The 15,255-nt window shown below is 71.9% G+C and carries 17 protein-coding genes; 5 read left to right on the top strand and 12 right to left on the bottom strand.

Annotation, left to right across the window (positions count from 1 at the left end; translation table 11 throughout):
* Nucleotides 1-26 precede the first annotated feature (26 nt).
* Nucleotides 27-395 (bottom strand): hypothetical protein, encoded by a 369-nt coding sequence (locus ABZ452_RS03485; RefSeq protein WP_357938517.1) that lies wholly within the window; start codon nt 393-395, stop codon nt 27-29.
* Nucleotides 396-429: 34 nt separating this feature from the next.
* Nucleotides 430-1,146 carry an ElyC/SanA/YdcF family protein gene (locus ABZ452_RS03480; RefSeq protein ID WP_357938515.1) on the bottom strand — a complete coding sequence of 239 codons (717 nt, stop codon included), beginning with the start codon at nt 1,144-1,146 and terminating at the stop codon, nt 430-432.
* A gap of 60 nt (nt 1,147-1,206) precedes the next feature.
* Here ABZ452_RS03480 and ABZ452_RS03475 point away from each other — a divergent pair, with 60 nt between their 5' ends.
* The gene (locus tag ABZ452_RS03475; protein WP_357938513.1) at nt 1,207-1,662 is read left to right on the top strand and encodes a hypothetical protein; all 456 of its coding nucleotides are present in this window, start codon (nt 1,207-1,209) and stop codon (nt 1,660-1,662) included.
* Nucleotides 1,663-1,674: 12 nt separating this feature from the next.
* On the opposite strand, the gene ABZ452_RS03470 is transcribed toward ABZ452_RS03475, so the two are convergent.
* From ABZ452_RS03470 to ABZ452_RS03455, 4 genes are all read right to left on the bottom strand, one after another.
* Entirely contained in the window at nt 1,675-2,400 is a 726-nt protein-coding gene (locus ABZ452_RS03470) for a class I SAM-dependent methyltransferase (protein WP_357938511.1), read from the bottom strand.
* A gap of 1 nt (nt 2,401) precedes the next feature.
* On the bottom strand, nt 2,402-2,764 hold the full coding sequence (locus tag ABZ452_RS03465; protein ID WP_357938509.1) for a PH domain-containing protein: 363 nt from the start codon (nt 2,762-2,764) through the stop codon (nt 2,402-2,404).
* 97 nt (nt 2,765-2,861) lie between these two features.
* A complete protein-coding gene (locus ABZ452_RS03460; RefSeq protein ID WP_357938507.1) occupies nt 2,862-3,182 on the bottom strand; it encodes a hypothetical protein in 321 nt (106 codons plus the stop codon).
* Between the two features lie 128 nt (nt 3,183-3,310).
* On the bottom strand, nt 3,311-3,619 hold the full coding sequence (locus ABZ452_RS03455) for a 4a-hydroxytetrahydrobiopterin dehydratase (protein WP_357938505.1): 309 nt from the start codon (nt 3,617-3,619) through the stop codon (nt 3,311-3,313).
* Nucleotides 3,620-3,803: 184 nt separating this feature from the next.
* On the opposite strand from ABZ452_RS03455, the gene ABZ452_RS03450 reads away from it, so the two are divergent.
* Nucleotides 3,804-4,241, top strand: a complete 438-nt coding sequence (locus tag ABZ452_RS03450) for a (deoxy)nucleoside triphosphate pyrophosphohydrolase (RefSeq protein ID WP_357938503.1) — start codon at nt 3,804-3,806, stop codon at nt 4,239-4,241.
* Between the two features lie 144 nt (nt 4,242-4,385).
* On the opposite strand, the gene ABZ452_RS03445 is transcribed toward ABZ452_RS03450, so the two are convergent.
* The 6 genes from ABZ452_RS03445 to ABZ452_RS03420 form a co-directional block, all read right to left on the bottom strand.
* Nucleotides 4,386-5,489 carry a succinate dehydrogenase/fumarate reductase iron-sulfur subunit gene (locus ABZ452_RS03445; RefSeq protein ID WP_357938501.1) on the bottom strand — a complete coding sequence of 368 codons (1,104 nt, stop codon included), beginning with the start codon at nt 5,487-5,489 and terminating at the stop codon, nt 4,386-4,388.
* Between the two features lie 3 nt (nt 5,490-5,492).
* On the bottom strand, nt 5,493-7,403 hold the full coding sequence (locus ABZ452_RS03440) for a fumarate reductase/succinate dehydrogenase flavoprotein subunit (protein WP_357938499.1): 1,911 nt from the start codon (nt 7,401-7,403) through the stop codon (nt 5,493-5,495).
* Between the two features lie 11 nt (nt 7,404-7,414).
* On the bottom strand, nt 7,415-8,221 hold the full coding sequence (locus ABZ452_RS03435; protein ID WP_357938497.1) for a hypothetical protein: 807 nt from the start codon (nt 8,219-8,221) through the stop codon (nt 7,415-7,417).
* Nucleotides 8,222-8,462: 241 nt separating this feature from the next.
* The gene (locus ABZ452_RS03430; RefSeq protein WP_357938495.1) at nt 8,463-9,857 is read right to left on the bottom strand and encodes a metallopeptidase TldD-related protein; all 1,395 of its coding nucleotides are present in this window, start codon (nt 9,855-9,857) and stop codon (nt 8,463-8,465) included.
* Nucleotides 9,854-11,290: a TldD/PmbA family protein gene (locus tag ABZ452_RS03425; RefSeq protein ID WP_357938493.1), complete on the bottom strand. Its 1,437-nt coding sequence runs from the start codon at nt 11,288-11,290 to the stop codon at nt 9,854-9,856. The genes ABZ452_RS03430 and ABZ452_RS03425 overlap by 4 nt, the downstream gene beginning before the upstream one ends.
* 33 nt (nt 11,291-11,323) lie before the next feature.
* Nucleotides 11,324-11,872, bottom strand: a complete 549-nt coding sequence (locus tag ABZ452_RS03420) for a Uma2 family endonuclease (RefSeq protein WP_357939082.1) — start codon at nt 11,870-11,872, stop codon at nt 11,324-11,326.
* 238 nt (nt 11,873-12,110) lie between these two features.
* Here ABZ452_RS03420 and ABZ452_RS03415 point away from each other — a divergent pair, with 238 nt between their 5' ends.
* Genes ABZ452_RS03415 through ABZ452_RS03405 form a run of 3 tightly spaced genes read left to right on the top strand, consistent with a single transcriptional unit; the run spans nt 12,111 to nt 15,243 of the window.
* On the top strand, nt 12,111-13,214 hold the full coding sequence (locus ABZ452_RS03415) for an ABC transporter ATP-binding protein (RefSeq protein ID WP_357938491.1): 1,104 nt from the start codon (nt 12,111-12,113) through the stop codon (nt 13,212-13,214).
* On the top strand, nt 13,211-14,245 hold the full coding sequence (locus tag ABZ452_RS03410) for a dipeptide ABC transporter ATP-binding protein (protein WP_357938489.1): 1,035 nt from the start codon (nt 13,211-13,213) through the stop codon (nt 14,243-14,245). The genes ABZ452_RS03415 and ABZ452_RS03410 overlap by 4 nt, the downstream gene beginning before the upstream one ends.
* On the top strand, nt 14,242-15,243 hold the full coding sequence (locus ABZ452_RS03405) for an ABC transporter permease (protein WP_357938487.1): 1,002 nt from the start codon (nt 14,242-14,244) through the stop codon (nt 15,241-15,243). Before ABZ452_RS03410 ends, ABZ452_RS03405 begins: the two co-directional genes overlap by 4 nt.
* The last annotated feature ends 12 nt before the right edge of the window (nt 15,244-15,255 follow it).

Here is a 15,255-nt window from a genome sequence, read left to right as displayed (position 1 = left end):
CGACCGCCACGGAGCCTCGGCCCCGCCTAGTCGGTCCCCTGTGGAACGAGGATCCGGTCGTGCAGGGCGTCCCGGCAGCGCAGGAGCCGCGCGGTGATCTCGTCGAACAGCGCCGGGTCGGTCCGGCCGCCGCGCCACACGGCGCGCAGCGCGGCCTGGCCCACGGCCAGCTGGGTGGCCGCCCCCTCGACCAGGCTGGCGTATTCCGCGCGGATCGTCGGCGGGGCGGACCGCGCCGCCTCGCGGGCCGCGAGCAGCGGCGCCCCGGCCCGCGCGAAGATCTCGTCGGCGTCCGCCTCGCCCGCCCCGAGCCGGGACAGCACGTGCTCCAGTTCGGTCGCCGCGACGGTCATCCGACCGACCGCCGCCAGGGTCTCCTCGGCCAGCTTCACCACGCCGCGACCCTACCGCCGGCGGGCGGGCGGCACGTCATCCCGCGCGCAGGGCGTCGTCCACCCCGGTCTCCCGGCGGCCCAGGTGCACGGGGTCGCGGCCGGAGAACACGTCCACCGTGGCCTTGACGCAGGCGCCGTACTCCCGGGTGGCGCTGACCCGCCAGCGTTCCGCGTACCGGCGGGCGGTGTCGTCGCCCACGCCGTTGGCGGCGACGCCGAGGTGCCGGCAGACCGACACGGCCCGGGGCAGGTGGAAGGACTGGGTCACCACGGTCGCCCGCTCCACCCCGAAGATGCGCCGGGCCCGGGCGCAGGAGTCGTAGGTGTCGAAGCCGGCGTGGTCGAGCACCACCTTCTCCGCCGGCACGCCCCGGTCGACCAGCCAGCGCCGCATCGCGTCGGGCTCGTCGTAGTCGTCGTTCATGTGGTCGCCGGAGACCAGGATGACCCGGACCTTGCCGGCGGCGAAGAGCCGCTGCGCGATCTCCAGCCGGGCGGCGAGGAACGGCGACGGGGTGCCGTCGGCCTCCACCTTGGTGCCCAGGACCAGGGCGACCGGAGCCTCCGGCACGTCGGCCTCGGTGAACAGGTGGCCGTCCGCGCCGCCGCGGACCCACGCCACGCTGGCCGCGGTGCCGGCGGCCAGCAGCGCCGTGCCGGCGACGAGCACCACCACGGTACGGCGGATCCGGCGTACGGTCGGCCTGCGGTCGGTGCACCATCCCCTGATCCTCGCGAACCGCCCCCGCATGCGGGCGATTCTGTCAGGCGGCGGCGCCCACCGGGTTCCCGGCGGCAGGAGGAGGACACCATGGGGCAGCGGCATCCGGCGCTCGCGCGGCTCGACGTGCTGGTCGGACGGTGGACCGTGCAGCCGGAGGTCGAGGGCCTCGGCGCCGGCTGGACGGAGTTCGCCTGGGTGGAGGAGGGCCGGTTCCTCCGCCAGCACAGCGACGCCGATCCGGTGCCGGAGACGGCGCCGCCCGCCTGGCGGGAGAACAACCCGCTCCCGGCCACCCAGCTGATCGGCCTGGACGACACGGAAGAGGAGTTCGCGGTGCTCTACGCCGACGCGCGCGGCGTGCACCGGGTCTACCGGATGACGTTCGCCGACGGCGTCTGGCGGATGTGGCGGGAGGCGCCCGGCTTCCACCAGCGGTTCATCGGGACACTCCGCGAGGACGGCACCGCGATCGACGGCCGGTGGGAGCGGTCCGCCGACGGCACCGACTGGGCGCTCGACTTCAAGCTGGCGTACCGGCGCTGACCACCGCCCGGGTCACCGTGCCGCGCGGGCGAGCACGATCAGCTCGCCGTCGTCGCTCCCGCCGACCGGCTCCCCGGCCCAGCCGCCGAGCACCCGCTCGACGGTGAAGCCGGCCCCGGCGAGGGCGGTCCGCAGCTCGGTCTCGGTGCGGAAGCGCAGCGTGCCCGGGGTGCGCAGCTCCGCACCGTCGGGCAGCAGGTAGTGGTGCAGGAAGCTGACCAGGCCGTCGCGCACGGCGGTCAGCTCGGTCCAGGCGTCCACCGTCGTGCCGTCCGGCAGGGTGAGCCGGCGGAGGGAGTCGGTCGGGTTCCAGCGCTCCCAGCGCCGCGCGGCCGGGTCGCGCGAGTCGAACGCCAGCCGGCCGCCGTCGACCAGGGCCCGCCGCAGGTGGTGGAGAGTGGCCGCCCACGCCCCGTCGTCACGGATCTCCTGCGCCACGTGGCTGGTCAGCACGGCCACGTCGTACGCCGCGTCGGGCAGGCCGGCGGCGGTGCCGGGGAGCCAGGTGACCCGGTCACCGCCGGGCTTGGCGCGCGCCGCCGCGAGCGACCCCGGCTCCGGGTCGACGCCGGTGACGCGGTGACCGGCGGCGGCCAGGGCCAGGGTGAGCCGGCCGGCGCCGCAGCCCAGGTCGAGGACCCGGGCCGGCGCTCGCCCGACGAGGCGCAGGAAGAAGTCGTCGTCGCGTCCCCACGCGTTGTCCGCGTCGTAGAGCGCCGCCGGCAGGTCGTCCGGCACGTCAGGAGATGTGGTGGAGGATGACGTTGTGCACGTGGTGGCTCTTCTGCGCGCCCCGGAACTCCACCTCGTAGGTGTGCGTGCCGACGTGGATGGCGATGGCCCCGGTGGAGAAGAACGAGCCGCCCCACGACTTGTTGCTCACCACGCTCACGCTGGTGATCTTCGCATAGGGGATGCTGGTGATCGCGTACCGCTTCCCGACGAAGGAGCGGTCCTGGATGATGACCCGGCGGTCGGTCAGGCCGATGAACCCGGTGCCCGTGCCGACGGCGTCGTAGACGGCGATGACCTGCTCACCGGGCAGGAGCCCGCTCTGGATCTGCTGGAACTGTTCCCTGCGGTCGTACGTCGGATCGGCCATGCCCCCGACGGTAGGTGGGGCTCGCCAGCCGGCCGGAGCCCCGGATGGACGACGGCAGCCCCGTCCACATGGACGGGGCTGCCGCGGTCCGGAGGGGTCAGTGGTCGACGCGCGGGTCGTGGTCGCGGCTGCGGCTGCCGGCCTTGGCCAGGCCCCGGCTGATCAGGTAGCCGACGGTCAGCAGGGTGATGTACCACCAGGCCTTGTCGGCGGCGAAGTAGTCGCCGCCGTTGTCCGCGGCACCGTCGCCGACGGCGTTCGAGGCGATCAGGACGCCGACGACGGCGAGCAGGTAGACGGCCAGCTCGGTGGTCTTCCACGCCGGCTTGGTCTCCTCGCCGTGCCGGTGCAGGTGCCGGGCGTCGCGTTCGACGTGGCCGGTGTGCACGTGGTCGGTGGCCGCGGTGGGCGTCGTCATGGTCAGCTCCTCAGGGGGTTATCGCACATTCCGTCGCTTTCGGGAGCCTTGCGGTTCCCTGTCCACGGAAGTCCTACCCTGGAGGATTTGGGCTAACCAGAACTTTCAGGTTTCTTTCAGGAGAGCGTTCAGGGCTCGGTGACCGCGCGGACCGCATCCTCGATGCGCGCCGCCAGCAGGACCTCGCCCTCGGTGAGCGGCTCGCCGTCGCCGTGACCCACCCTGATCTGGGTGCGGTCGGCCCGGCGGCTGATCTCCGGCCGCAGGCGCAGCGCGTCGGCGACCACGGCGACGCGCTCGGTGAGCGCGGCGTGCTGGGTGTCGTCGATGACGAGCGTGCGGCGGATCTGTTCGCCCTCGCGGGTCCAGCCGGACAGCAGGGCGAGCGCGTCGTTGAGGTAGTCGTGTTTCGCCCGGCCGTTGAACAGCACGCGCATCACCGCACCTCCCAGGCGTCGTTGCCGGCTTGTGGCCTAATCGTCGCCATCCCGTGTCCGAGTCGACGCCCTCTAGTCTGTCGTCGCACAGATGGTGTGTCCACGCCCACACTTCCGTGTTCTGCTGACCTGACGGTCGACTCAGCTACCCAAACCGCCGATTGATCTGGCACGCTGGACGCCCGTGCGGACCGAACGGGTTAGCGGGAACGGGCAGGACCGGCGGGAGCCGAGGGTTGTCGTCGGGGCGGCGATCATCGTGGACGGCAGGGTCCTGGCCTGCGCGCGCTCCGCGCCACCCGAGGTGGCCGGGCGCTGGGAGTTCCCCGGCGGCAAGGTGGAGCCCGGGGAGACCGAGACCGACGCGCTGGTCCGCGAGTGCGCCGAGGAGCTCGGCGTCCGGGTGGAGATCGGCGCGCGGGTCGGCCGCGACGTGCGGATGGCCCACGGCCGGTCCGTCCTCCGGGTGTACGCGGCCCGCCTCCTCCACGGTGACCAGCCGAAGGCCCTGGAGCACCTGGAGCTGCGCTGGCTCGCGGCCGGCGAGCTCGACACCGTCCCCTGGCTGCCGGCCGACGTGCCGATCGTCGCCGCCCTGCGCCCGCTGCTCGCCGGCGCCTGACCGGCGGAAGCGGACCGGGGGAGTCGCGGCCCTGCGCCCGCTGCTCGCCGGCGCCTGAGCGGCGGAAGCGGACGCGGGGACGGAAACGGGACGGGGGCCCGGCGGCATGTGCCGCGGCCCCCGTCGTCGTTGTCGGTGTGCTGCTCAGTGCTTCGGCTCGTCCTGCTGCGGGTGGGCGAAGTTCAGGTGCTCCGGCGGCAGCGGGAAGGTCACGTCGTCACCGAACGGCGACGGCGCGGCGGCCCGGTCGAAGGTCAGTTCGGTCAGCGGCAGCTTGCCGTTGACGTCGACCGCGGGGGCGGTCGGGTGCGGCACCTCGCGGTGCCAGTTGACGCCCTGCTGCGCCTGCCGCTCGGCCGCCGTGTCGTGCGAGCCGCCGGCGTGCGAGTGCACCCCGCCGTGCGCCGCGCCGGCGGTCACGGCGCCGCTCGAATGCCCGCTGGTCACGCTGGTCTGAGGCACCTGACCCCTCCGGAAGATCTTGCTACCAAGCCACACAAGGGGATCGTACCTGCGGTCGACGACCCGCTCCTTCATGGGGATGATCCCGTTGTCGGTGATCTTGATGTGCTCGGGGCAGACCTCGGTGCAGCACTTGGTGATGTTGCAGAAACCGAGGCCCATCTCGGACTGCGCGTACTCCTTGCGGTCGGTCTTCGCGTCGAGCGGGTGCATGTCCAGCTCGGCGGCCCGGATGAAGAACCGGGGACCGGAGAACGCCTGCTTGTTCTCCTCGTGGTCGCGAATCACGTGGCAGACGTTCTGGCAGAGGAAGCACTCGATGCACTTCCGGAACTCCTGCGAGCGCTCGACGTCGACCTGCTGCATCCGGTAGTCGCCCGGGGCCACGTCGACCGGCGGCGCGAACGCCGGCGTCTCCCGCGCCTTCTCGTAGTTGAACGAGACGTCGGTGACGAGGTCCCGGATGACCGGGAAGGTGCGCAGCGGGGTGACCGTGACGGTCTCCCCCTCCTCGAAGGTCGACATCCGGGTCATGCAGCTCAGCCGGGGCTTGCCGTTGATCTCCATGGAGCACGAGCCGCACTTGCCGGCCTTGCAGTTCCACCGGCACGCCAGGTCGGGCGCGTCGGTGGCCTGGAGGCGGTGGATCACGTCGAGGACGACCTCGCCCTCGTTCACCTCGACGGTGTAGTCGCGCAGCTCGCCGCCGTTCTCGTCGCCCCGCCAGATGCGGAATGGCCGCTTGGCGCCCGGCTTGCCGGTCGCCTGAGTCTTGTCAGTTCCCATTCCTCAGCGCTCCTCCTCGGTGAGGGCGTCGAACTCGGCGAGTTCCTCGTCGGTCAGGTACTTGGCCAGCTCGGCCCGGTCGAACAGGGAGATCAGCTCCGCCCGCATCTTCGGCAGCGGCTTCCGGGTCAGCCGGACCGTGTCGCCGTCCAGCGCGCAGACCAGGTTCACCCGCCGCCACTTCGGGTCCATGGCGGGGTGGTCCTCCCGGGTGTGCCCGCCGCGCGACTCCTGCCGCTCCAGGGCGGCCTTCGCGGTGCACTCGGAGACGACCAGCATGTTGCGCAGGTCGAGAGCCAGGTGCCAGCCCGGGTTGTAGCGCCGGCCGCCGGCCGCGCTCACCTTCGCCACCCGTTCGCGCAGCTCGGCCAGTCGGGCCAGCGCGTCGACCAGCTCACCTTCCCGGCGGATGATGCCGACCAGATCCCCCATCACCGCCTGGAGGTCCTGCTGGAGGGTGTAGGGGCTCTCGCCGGTGTCCCGCTGCAGCGGGGCCAGCGCCGTCTCCACCGCGGCCTCCACCGCCGCCACCGACACCGCCGGGCGCGCGGTGAGCTGGTCGGCGTACGAGGCGGCGTGGCCGCCCGCCCGCTTGCCGAAGACCAGCAGGTCCGACAGCGAGTTGCCGCCGAGCCGGTTGGAGCCGTGCATGCCGCCGGAGACCTCACCGGCGGCGAAGAGCCCGCGCACCGTGCCGTACGCCGCACCGGAGTCCGGGTCCACCTCGACGCCGCCCATCACGTAGTGGCAGGTCGGGCCGACCTCCATGGGCTCCTTGGTGATGTCGACGTCGGCCAGCTCCTTGAACTGGTGGTACATCGAGGGCAGCCGGCGCCGGATCTCCTCGGCCGGCAGCCGGGAGGCGATGTCCAGGAAGACGCCGCCGGCCGGCGTGCCCCGACCGGCCTTGACCTCGCTGTTGATGGCCCGGGCGACCTCGTCGCGGGGGAGCAGCTCCGGTGGGCGCCGGTTGTTGTCCGGGTCCTTGTACCAGCGGTCCGCCTCGGCCTCGTTGTCCGCGTACTGCTTGCGGAACACGTCCGGGACGTAGTCGAACATGAACCGCTTGCCCTCGGAGTTCTTGAGCACCCCGCCGTCGCCGCGGACCGACTCGGTGACCAGGATGCCCTTCACCGAGGGCGGCCAGACCATGCCGGTCGGGTGGAACTGGAGGAACTCCATGTTGATCAGGGTCGCCCCGGCGCGCAGCGCGAGGGCGTGACCGTCCCCCGTGTACTCCCAGGAGTTCGAGGTGACCTTGTAGGAGCGGCCGACGCCGCCGGTCGCGAGGACCACGGCCGGGGCCTCGAAGAGGACGAAGTCGCCGGACTCGCGGAAGTAGCCGAACGCGCCCGCGACCCGGTCGCCGTCGAGCAGCAGCTCGGTGATGGTGGTCTCGGAGAAGACCCTGATCCGGGCCTCGTAGTCGCCGTGCTCCCGCTTGTCCTCCTGCTGGAGGGAGACGATCTTCTGCTGGAGGGTGCGGATCAGTTCGAGGCCGGTCCGGTCGCCGACGTGCGCCAGCCGCGGGTACTCGTGGCCGCCGAAGTTGCGCTGGGAGATCTTCCCGTCCTTGGTGCGGTCGAAGAGCGCCCCGTACGTCTCCAGCTCCCAGATCCGCTGCGGCGACTCCTTCGCGTGCAGCTCGGCCATCCGGAAGTTGTTGAGGAACTTGCCGCCGCGCATGGTGTCCCGGAAGTGCACCTGCCAGTTGTCCCGGGAGTTCACGTTGCCCATGGCGGCCGCCGCGCCGCCCTCGGCCATCACCGTGTGCGCCTTGCCGAACAGCGACTTCGAGATGATCGCCGTCTTCTTGCCGGCCAGCCGGGCCTCGATCGCCGCGCGCAGGCCGGCGCCGCCGGCCCCGATCACGACGACGTCGTAGTGGTGTCGTTCGATTCGCGTCTCAGTCATGTCAGGGGCCTTCAGTTGATGAACCGCAGATCGGGGAACCACTCGGCCGCGACCGCCATGACGTAGAAGTCGGTCAGCGCCAGGGTGCCGAGGGTGATCCAGGCGAGCTGCATGTGCCGGACGTTCAGCCAGGACACCCCGGTCCACGCGCGGTAGCGCAGCGGGTGCTTGGAGAAGTGCTTGAGCCGCCCGCCGATGATGTGCCGGCAGGAGTGGCAGGAGATGGTGTACGCCCAGAGCATCACCACGTTGACCAGCAGGATCACGTTGCCCAGGCCGAAACCGAAGCCCTTCGGCGAGTGGAACGCGTAGATCGCGTCGTAGGTGTTGATCAGCGAGATGATCGCGGCGAGGTAGAAGAAGTAGCGGTGCAGGTTCTGGCCGAGCAGCGGGAACCGGGTCTCACCGCTGTACGCCTGGTGCCCGTCCGGTACGGCGCAGGCCGGCGGCGACAGCCAGAACGACCGGTAGTAGGCCTTGCGGTAGTAGTAGCAGGTGAGCCGGAACAGCAGCAGGAACGGCAGGGTCAGCGCCGCGTCCGGGATGATCCACCAGCCCGGCAGGAAGCTGCCGAAGTGCGAGGACCCCTCGACGCACCGCTCGGTGACGCAGGGGGAGTAGAACGGCGTCAGGTAGTGGTACTGGTCCACCCAGTACCACTTGTGCATGAAGACCCGGACCGTCGCGTAGATGACCCAGGCGCTGAGCCCGACGACGGTGATCAGTGGCGCGAACCACCAGCGGTCGGTCCGCAACGTCTTGGCCGCTATCGCGGCGCGTGCCCGCGCCCCTCGCGGCCTCGTTGCCGTTGATGTCATTCGAGTCGTCTCCCTGACGGCGCCCTTCACGAGGGCGGCGGATCACACCTTCCGTACCGGTCAGCGGACCGGGCGAGACCGCGTCCACTGCCACGTCTTGCGCACGTACAGGCCGCACCGGCGAACCGGCGCAGCTAAGTGACACACGTTACGCCGATCTTCGCGGCCCGGCCGCGCAACGCAGTGTCCCGTGTGTCCGGGAGGTTGGAAAGACCCGAACCAAGATCAATATCTTGGACCGTCAGCCGGACGCGCCACCGGTGAAGTTCCAGGACGCCAGCCGCAGCGCCGGAGCCTCCCACCAGGAGCCGTCCATCCGGTCCGGCTGGCGGACCGGCGCCCGGCCGAGGCCGAGCACCCGACCCGGGCCCATCGCCCGCGGGTAGGACTCGGTGAACCGGAAGTCGCGCACCGCCCGGGTGGGCACACCGTCCTCCACGAGCCACACGCCGTTGCGGGTCAGGCCGGTGACGACCAGTTGCTTCGGGTCGAGCACCCGGGTGTACCAGAAGTCGCTGACCAGCAGGCCCCGTGCCATCCCGGCGACCAGGGCGGCGGTGTCCGGGTCGGCCACCGCGCCCGTCACCCCGGCGCTGAGCTGCCCGGCGGCCACCTCCGTCGGGCCGCCCGTCGGCAGCAGGCGGAGGTTGTGCGGGATCGGGCCGAACGTGGACGCCCCGGCCATCCCGTGCCCGGTGGACACGGTGCCCGCCTCGGCGCCGCTGCGCCGGTCGTGCGCCACCGCCGCCGTGGTGCCCGCCTCGACCAGGGTCAGCACCCGCCGGGGCGTGCCCTCCAGGTCGTACGGCAGCCCGGAGGCGTGCAGCGGATCGTCCACGAGGGTCACCGCCGGGTCGAACTGGACGGTGCCCGGCTCGGCGAAGGACTGCCGCTCGGCGTGCCGCTTGCCGTTGAAGCCGTACCAGGCGAGATTCTGCAGGAGATCGGCCACGGCGGCCGGTTCGAGCACCACCTCGTAGCGCCCCGGCGGCAGCTCGACGGGGTCGGCCGCGGCCCGCGCCTTCGCCGCCGCCCGCGCGCCCAGGGCCCCGCCGTCCAGGTCGGCGAGGCGGTCGGCGGCCTGCCGGGCAACCCCGTCGGCGCCGCCCGTCCGGGCGATGCCGTCCATGGCCGCCTCGGCCGACCGCCCCACCGCCGACTGCCCGGCCGAGTTGGCGAACGCCCCGGACCGGTGGGCCGTCCGGCAGTAGCCCGCGGCCTCCAGCCCCTCGACCGCGTCCACGAAGGCGCGCACCCGGGCGGCCCGCTCGTCGGGCGAGGCGGCCGCGGTGGCCTCGTCGACGGGCGCTCCCGACGGAACCGGCGCCGGCGGGGTGAGGCCCGGCCAGGCCGGGTCGGCCGGCGCGAGCCGGGTCGCGGCCAGGGTCCGCTCGACCAGCGCGGTCAACCCGTCGGGGTCGACCAGGCTGCCGCTGCCCGCGGCCGTCCGACCGTCGGCGTGCACCCGCAGCCGGACCGTGGTGCCCGACTCGGCGACGTTCTGGTGGATGAACGAGTTGGCGAACCGGGTCAGCGCCAGGTCGGCGCGCGTCACCACCACCTCGGCCTGGGCCTCCGACCCGGCCAGCCGGCGGATCAGCTCAATCACCCGGCCGGCGAGTTCCAGCTCGCTCATGCCCGCACCCCCACCCGGACGTTGCGGAAGCGGGCCGGTGCGGCCGGGTGGCCGGTGTGCCCGGTCTGGCCCGGTTGTCCCTTGCCGCAGTTGGGCGTGCCCCACGGCACGATCTCCGACGAGAGCATGTCCATCGAGCGCCAGAAGACCGGCCCGATCCCCGTGTAGGTGGGGTTGCGCAGCATCCGCCCCCGGCGGCCCTTCTTCACCTCCCAGCCGACCTCGCAGCCGAACTGGAAGTTGAGCCGTTTGTCGTCGATGGACCAGGAGCGGTTGAGGTCCATGAGCACCCCGTCGTCGGTGGCCGCGATGATCTCGTCGAGCGTGTGCGGGCCCGGTTCCAGGCCCACGTTGGTCATCCGCACCATGGGCAGCCGCGCCCAGCCGTCCGCCCGTACGCTGCCGCCGTAGTCCAGACCGGCGACGGCGGCCGAGTCCCGGCCGGCGAGCACACCCACCCAGCGACCCTCGCGGACCGCGTCCCGCCTGACCGCCGGGGAGCCCTCGTCGTCGAAGCCGAAGCTGCCCAGCGCGCCGGGGATGGTCGGGTCGATGGTGACGTTCATGAGCTCGGAGCCGTAGCGCAGCGAGCCGAGCCGGGTCAGGTCCAGCCAGGACGTGCCGGCGAACGCGGCCTCCCAGCCGAGGATCCGGTCCAGCTCGATGGCGTGCCCGACCGACTCGTGGATCTGCAGGGCGAGCTGCTCGCCGCCGAGGATCAGGTCGGTCTCGCCGGACGGGCACTCGGGGGCGGTCAGCAGCTCCCGGGACTCCTCGGCGATCCGGGCGGCGTGCGCGGCCAGGTCCAGCGACGTGACCAGCTCCCATCCGGTGGTGCCGTACTGGCCCCGGTAGCTCGGATAGGAGCGGCGCTGGGTCTCACCGTCGCCGATCGAGGTGGCCGAGATGCCGCCGCCGCACTCGCGGATGCGCTGGTCGATGCGGTGCCCCTCGCTGGAGACGAACCACTTGGCGGTGTCCCAGATCTGGTAGAGCCCCTCGGCCAGGTCGGCGCCGTGCTCCCGCATCGTCGCGGTGGCGCGGGTCAGCAGGTCGCCCTTGTCGGAGAGCGGCACGCCGAGCGGGTCGACCGCGCAGGCCGAGGCCCAGCTCGCCACCGTCGCGTCGACCGGGACGAGGTCGATGGGCGGGCCGGGGACCCGCGCGCTCGCCGTGGCGATCGCCGCGGCGCGCCGGCCGGCGTCGCGGGCCGCGGCGTCCGACAGCTCGGGTACGGCGTGGAAGCCCCAACTCGACCCGACCAGGGCGCGGACGCCGAGCCCGATGCTCTCGTCCTGGGTCAGCTCCTCGATGTCCCCGTTGCGGGCCGACATCGACTCGTAGCGGCGGTGCATCACCCGGGCGTCCGCGTACCGGGCTCCCGCGTCGAGGGCGGCCTGGACGGCGGCGGTGGCCGCGTCGAACTCGGTCATGCGCCCGACCCTAGGCGACCCGACCGACATCCGTCAGGGGACGAGATCCTCCGGCCGGATCGTCGCCCGGACGGGCTCGGTCAGCATCAGCGCCTCACCCGGTTTGGTCACGGAGTGTTCGCTGTAGTGCCGGCCGTGCCGGCGGTAGAGGTGCAGGGTTCCGTTCTCTTGTTCGACCAGCAGATACCACTCGATGCCCGCGGCGGCGTAGTAGTGCATTTTGAGCACCTTGTCGGTGGCCGCGTTGCTCGGCGAGATGATCTCGCAGACCAGACGGACGTCCTGTGCCTCGACCATCGGTTCGTCGAAGTCGATCGGCTGGGTGACGACCAGGTCAGGGATGGGGATCCGGCCCGGTTTGAGCCGGACGTTGACCGTCTCCAGCAGTTCCAGCCCGGCGCTCCGCGCCGCCTCCTCGAGGAGGTTGCCGAGGTTTCGCTGGATGCGCTGGTGCCGTGGGGTGGGGGCTGGCGTCACGTGGAGGCTCCCGTCGAAGAGTTCGACGCGTTGCTGCGTCTCGCCGAGGGCGAGGTACTCCTCTTCGGTCCACGGGCCGTCGTGGCCGAACACCGCCGCGGTCATGGTCACCTCCACCTCGTGTCGGCGGGAATCTTCGCTTGGTCGCCACGGCCATGGTCGCACCTCGCGTGCGGAGGGCGAGGCGGGCGATGCCCAGTCGCAACCATGAATGTCCAGGTGAGGGCTGTTCAGGTTGGAAACCCAGTCGTTACGCTCGGGCCGCTGACAGGCCGCGGTTTGTAGCTTATTTTCGCCTCCAGAAGTTTGTTGTAAGTTCTCTTCGTCACTGAGGGAGGCGGTCATGGGCAGGTCGGAGACGGTGCCGTCCGGGGAGCCGGACCGCCCCGAGGTGCCGGCGCAACGCACCGGCGAGGGCCCCTATCTGCAGGTCCGCGACCTGCGGGTGCGGTTCGACACCGAGGACGGCGTGGTGAAGGCCGTCGACGGGGTCTCGTTCGCCGTCGAGCGCGGTCGGACCCTGGGCATCGTGGGCGAGTCGGGGTCGGGGAAGAGCGTCACGTCGCTGGCGGTCCTCGGCCTGCACAACACCAAGCGGGCCACCATCACCGGGGAGATCTCGGTGGGTGGTCGTCAGCTGGTCGGGCTGCCCGAGGAGGAGGTGCGGCGGCTCCGGGGCCGGGACATGGCCATGATCTTCCAGGATCCGCTGTCGGCGCTGCACCCGTACTACACGGTCGGCAAGCAGATCGCCGAGGCGTACCGGGTGCATCATCCGCGGGCCGGGAGGCGGGAGGCGCGCACCCGGGCCGTGGACATGCTGGGCCGGGTCGGCATCCCGCAGCCGGCGAAGCGGTTCGACCAGTACCCGCACGAGTTCTCCGGTGGCATGCGGCAGCGGGCGATGATCGCCATGGCCCTGGTCAACGACCCGGACCTGCTGATCGCCGACGAGCCGACCACCGCCCTGGACGTGACGGTGCAGGCGCAGATCCTGGACCTGCTCAGCGACCTCCAGGAGGAGTTCCGCTCCGCGATCATCCTGATCACCCACGACCTGGGCGTGGTCAGCCAGGTGGCGGACGACGTCCTCGTCATGTACGGGGGGCGGGCGGTCGAGCACGGCAGCGTGGAGCAGGTGCTGCGGCGGCCGCAGCATCCGTACACCTGGGGGTTGTTGTCGAGCGTGCCCTCGCTGCACGGCGACGCGGACGCGGACCTGGTGCCGATCAAGGGCAACCCGCCGTCGCTGATCAACCTGCCGTCGGGGTGCGCGTTCCACCCGCGCTGCCGTTACGCCGACCGCAACGGCGACCGCTCCCGCACCGAGGTGCCCGAGCTCCGGGCGGCCGGGGAGGCGGGCCATCTGGTCGCCTGCCACCTGCCGGCCGAGGAGCGCACCCGGCTCTACCAGCAGGACATCGCCCAGGTGGGAGTGGCCCGATGAGCACCGAGACCGAGTCGCTGCTGCGCGTGCGGGGGCTGACGAAGCACTTCCCGGTGCGGGAGGGCTTCCGCGCCAAGGGCGCCGTCCGGGCGGTCGACGGCCTGGACCTCGACGTGCGGCCGGGGGAGACCCTGGGCCTGGTCGGTGAGTCCGGATGCGGGAAGACCACCACCGGGCGGATGCTGGTGCGGCTGCTGGAGCCCACCTCCGGCACCATCGAGTTCGCGGGGCGGGACATCACCCACGCCCGTCGCGGCGCGCTGCGGCCGCTGCGGCAGGACCTCCAGATCATCTTCCAGGACCCCTACGCCTCGCTGAACCCCCGGCACACGGTCGGGCGGATCGTGGCCATGCCGTTGCAGGTCAACGGCATCAACCCGCCGGGCGGCATCCGGAAGCGCGTGCAGGAGCTGCTGGAACTGGTCGGGTTGAACCCGGAGCACTACAACCGCTACCCGCACGAGTTCTCCGGCGGGCAGCGCCAGCGCATCGGCATCGCCCGCGCCCTCGCGCTGCGCCCGAAGCTCATCGTCGCCGACGAACCCGTCTCCGCCCTGGACGTCTCGATCCAGGCCCAGGTCATCAACCTGCTGCGTGACCTGCAACGCGACCTGGACCTGGCGTTCGTGTTCATCGCCCACGACCTCGCCGTGGTGCGGCACTTCTGTCACCGGGTCGCCGTCATGTACCTCGGCAAGATCGTCGAGATCGGTGACCGCGACGACATCTACCAGCGGCCGCAGCACCCGTACACGCGCGCGCTGCTGTCGGCCATCCCCGACGTCACGGCGCTCGGGCCGGCCGGGCGGATCCGGCTCACCGGCGACGTGCCCACCCCGCTCAACCCGCCGTCGGGCTGCCGCTTCCGCACCCGCTGCTGGAAGGCGCAGGAGCGGTGCGCCACCGAGGAGCCGGCGCTCGTTTCCCGGGACGGTGGCAACCAGGCCACCGCCTGCCACTTCCCGGAGACGGGAACGATCAGCCAGGGCGCCGGACCGGCCGCCGCGACCGCCGAGGAGGTGTCGAAATGAGCCTGTCCCCGGTCGAGGGCGTGGCGCTTGCCGAAATCGAGTCCACCGGTGCGGGCCCCGAGGAGAAGGGTCTCGTCGGGCGCTCGCCCGGCCAACTCGTCTGGAGCCGGCTGCGCCGGGACCGCACGGCCCTGGTCAGCGGCATCGTGCTGGCCGTGTTCATCCTGGCGGCACTGGCGGCGCCGCTGCTCCAGCGGCTCTACGGCATGTCGCCGAGCCAGCAGTTCGGCGACCTGCTGGACAGCACCGGCATGCCGCTCGGCTACGTGGGCGGGGTCAGCGGCGACCACTGGTTCGGGCTCGAACCGGGCCTGGGCCGGGACATCTTCATCCGGATGATCTACGGCATCCGCACCTCGCTGCTGATCGCCCTGGGCGCCGCGCTCGTCACCACCACGATCGGCGTGGTGCTCGGGATCGTCGCCGGCTACCTGGGTGGCGTGGTCGATTCCGTGATCATGTGGATCACCGACGTCGCCCTGGCGATGCCGTTCCTCATCTTCGCGCTGGCCGTGGTCCCGACGTTCTCGCTGCGGTTCTACGGCCCCCGAGACGCGGTGCCCACCTGGTTCGCGGTGACCACGTTGATCGTGGTGTTCGCCGCGTTCGGCTGGACCGGCACGGCGCGACTCGTCCGCGGGCAGGTGGTGTCGCTGCGCGAACGGGAGTTCGTCGAGGCGGCGCGGGCCAGCGGCGCCGGGCTGGGCCACATGCTCTTCCGGCAGCTGCTGCCGAACATCTGGGCGCCGATCCTTGTCGCGTTCTCGCTCGCGGTGCCGTCGTACGTCACCGGTGAGGCGGCACTGTCCTTCCTCGGCGTCGGGCTGCCCGAGTCGGTGCCGAGCTTCGGCCGGATGATCTACCGCAGCATCGACTACCTGCAGACCGACCCGGCGTACGTCTTCTTCCCGGGCATCACCATCTTCGCGCTCGTGCTGGCGTTCAACCTCTTCGGCGACGCGCTGCGCGACGCGCTCGATCCGAAGTCGTCACGGTAAGGGGTTCGGCGC

It is taken from the genome of Micromonospora sp. NPDC005707 (assembly GCF_040631005.1).
Classification (GTDB): Bacteria; Actinomycetota; Actinomycetes; order Mycobacteriales; family Micromonosporaceae; genus Micromonospora.
Note: the sequence above shows the minus strand (reverse complement) of the source record. Positions and strands in the feature narration are given on the sequence as shown.

Coding starts and splice junctions, on each gene's coding strand:
- ABZ452_RS03435 (WP_357938497.1), bottom strand. CDS start 8,221: ATGACATCAACGGCAACGAGGCCGCGAGGGGCGCGGGCACGCGCCGCG.
- ABZ452_RS03445 (WP_357938501.1), bottom strand. CDS start 5,489: ATGGGAACTGACAAGACTCAGGCGACCGGCAAGCCGGGCGCCAAGCGG.
- ABZ452_RS03460 (WP_357938507.1), bottom strand. CDS start 3,182: ATGACGACGCCCACCGCGGCCACCGACCACGTGCACACCGGCCACGTC.
- ABZ452_RS03420 (WP_357939082.1), bottom strand. CDS start 11,872: ATGACCGCGGCGGTGTTCGGCCACGACGGCCCGTGGACCGAAGAGGAG.
- ABZ452_RS03480 (WP_357938515.1), bottom strand. CDS start 1,146: ATGCGGGGGCGGTTCGCGAGGATCAGGGGATGGTGCACCGACCGCAGG.
- ABZ452_RS03415 (WP_357938491.1), top strand. CDS start 12,111: ATGGGCAGGTCGGAGACGGTGCCGTCCGGGGAGCCGGACCGCCCCGAG.
- ABZ452_RS03455 (WP_357938505.1), bottom strand. CDS start 3,619: ATGCGCGTGCTGTTCAACGGCCGGGCGAAACACGACTACCTCAACGAC.
- ABZ452_RS03475 (WP_357938513.1), top strand. CDS start 1,207: ATGGGGCAGCGGCATCCGGCGCTCGCGCGGCTCGACGTGCTGGTCGGA.
- ABZ452_RS03410 (WP_357938489.1), top strand. CDS start 13,211: ATGAGCACCGAGACCGAGTCGCTGCTGCGCGTGCGGGGGCTGACGAAG.
- ABZ452_RS03405 (WP_357938487.1), top strand. CDS start 14,242: ATGAGCCTGTCCCCGGTCGAGGGCGTGGCGCTTGCCGAAATCGAGTCC.
- ABZ452_RS03440 (WP_357938499.1), bottom strand. CDS start 7,403: ATGACTGAGACGCGAATCGAACGACACCACTACGACGTCGTCGTGATC.
- ABZ452_RS03465 (WP_357938509.1), bottom strand. CDS start 2,764: ATGGCCGATCCGACGTACGACCGCAGGGAACAGTTCCAGCAGATCCAG.
- ABZ452_RS03425 (WP_357938493.1), bottom strand. CDS start 11,290: ATGACCGAGTTCGACGCGGCCACCGCCGCCGTCCAGGCCGCCCTCGAC.
- ABZ452_RS03430 (WP_357938495.1), bottom strand. CDS start 9,857: ATGAGCGAGCTGGAACTCGCCGGCCGGGTGATTGAGCTGATCCGCCGG.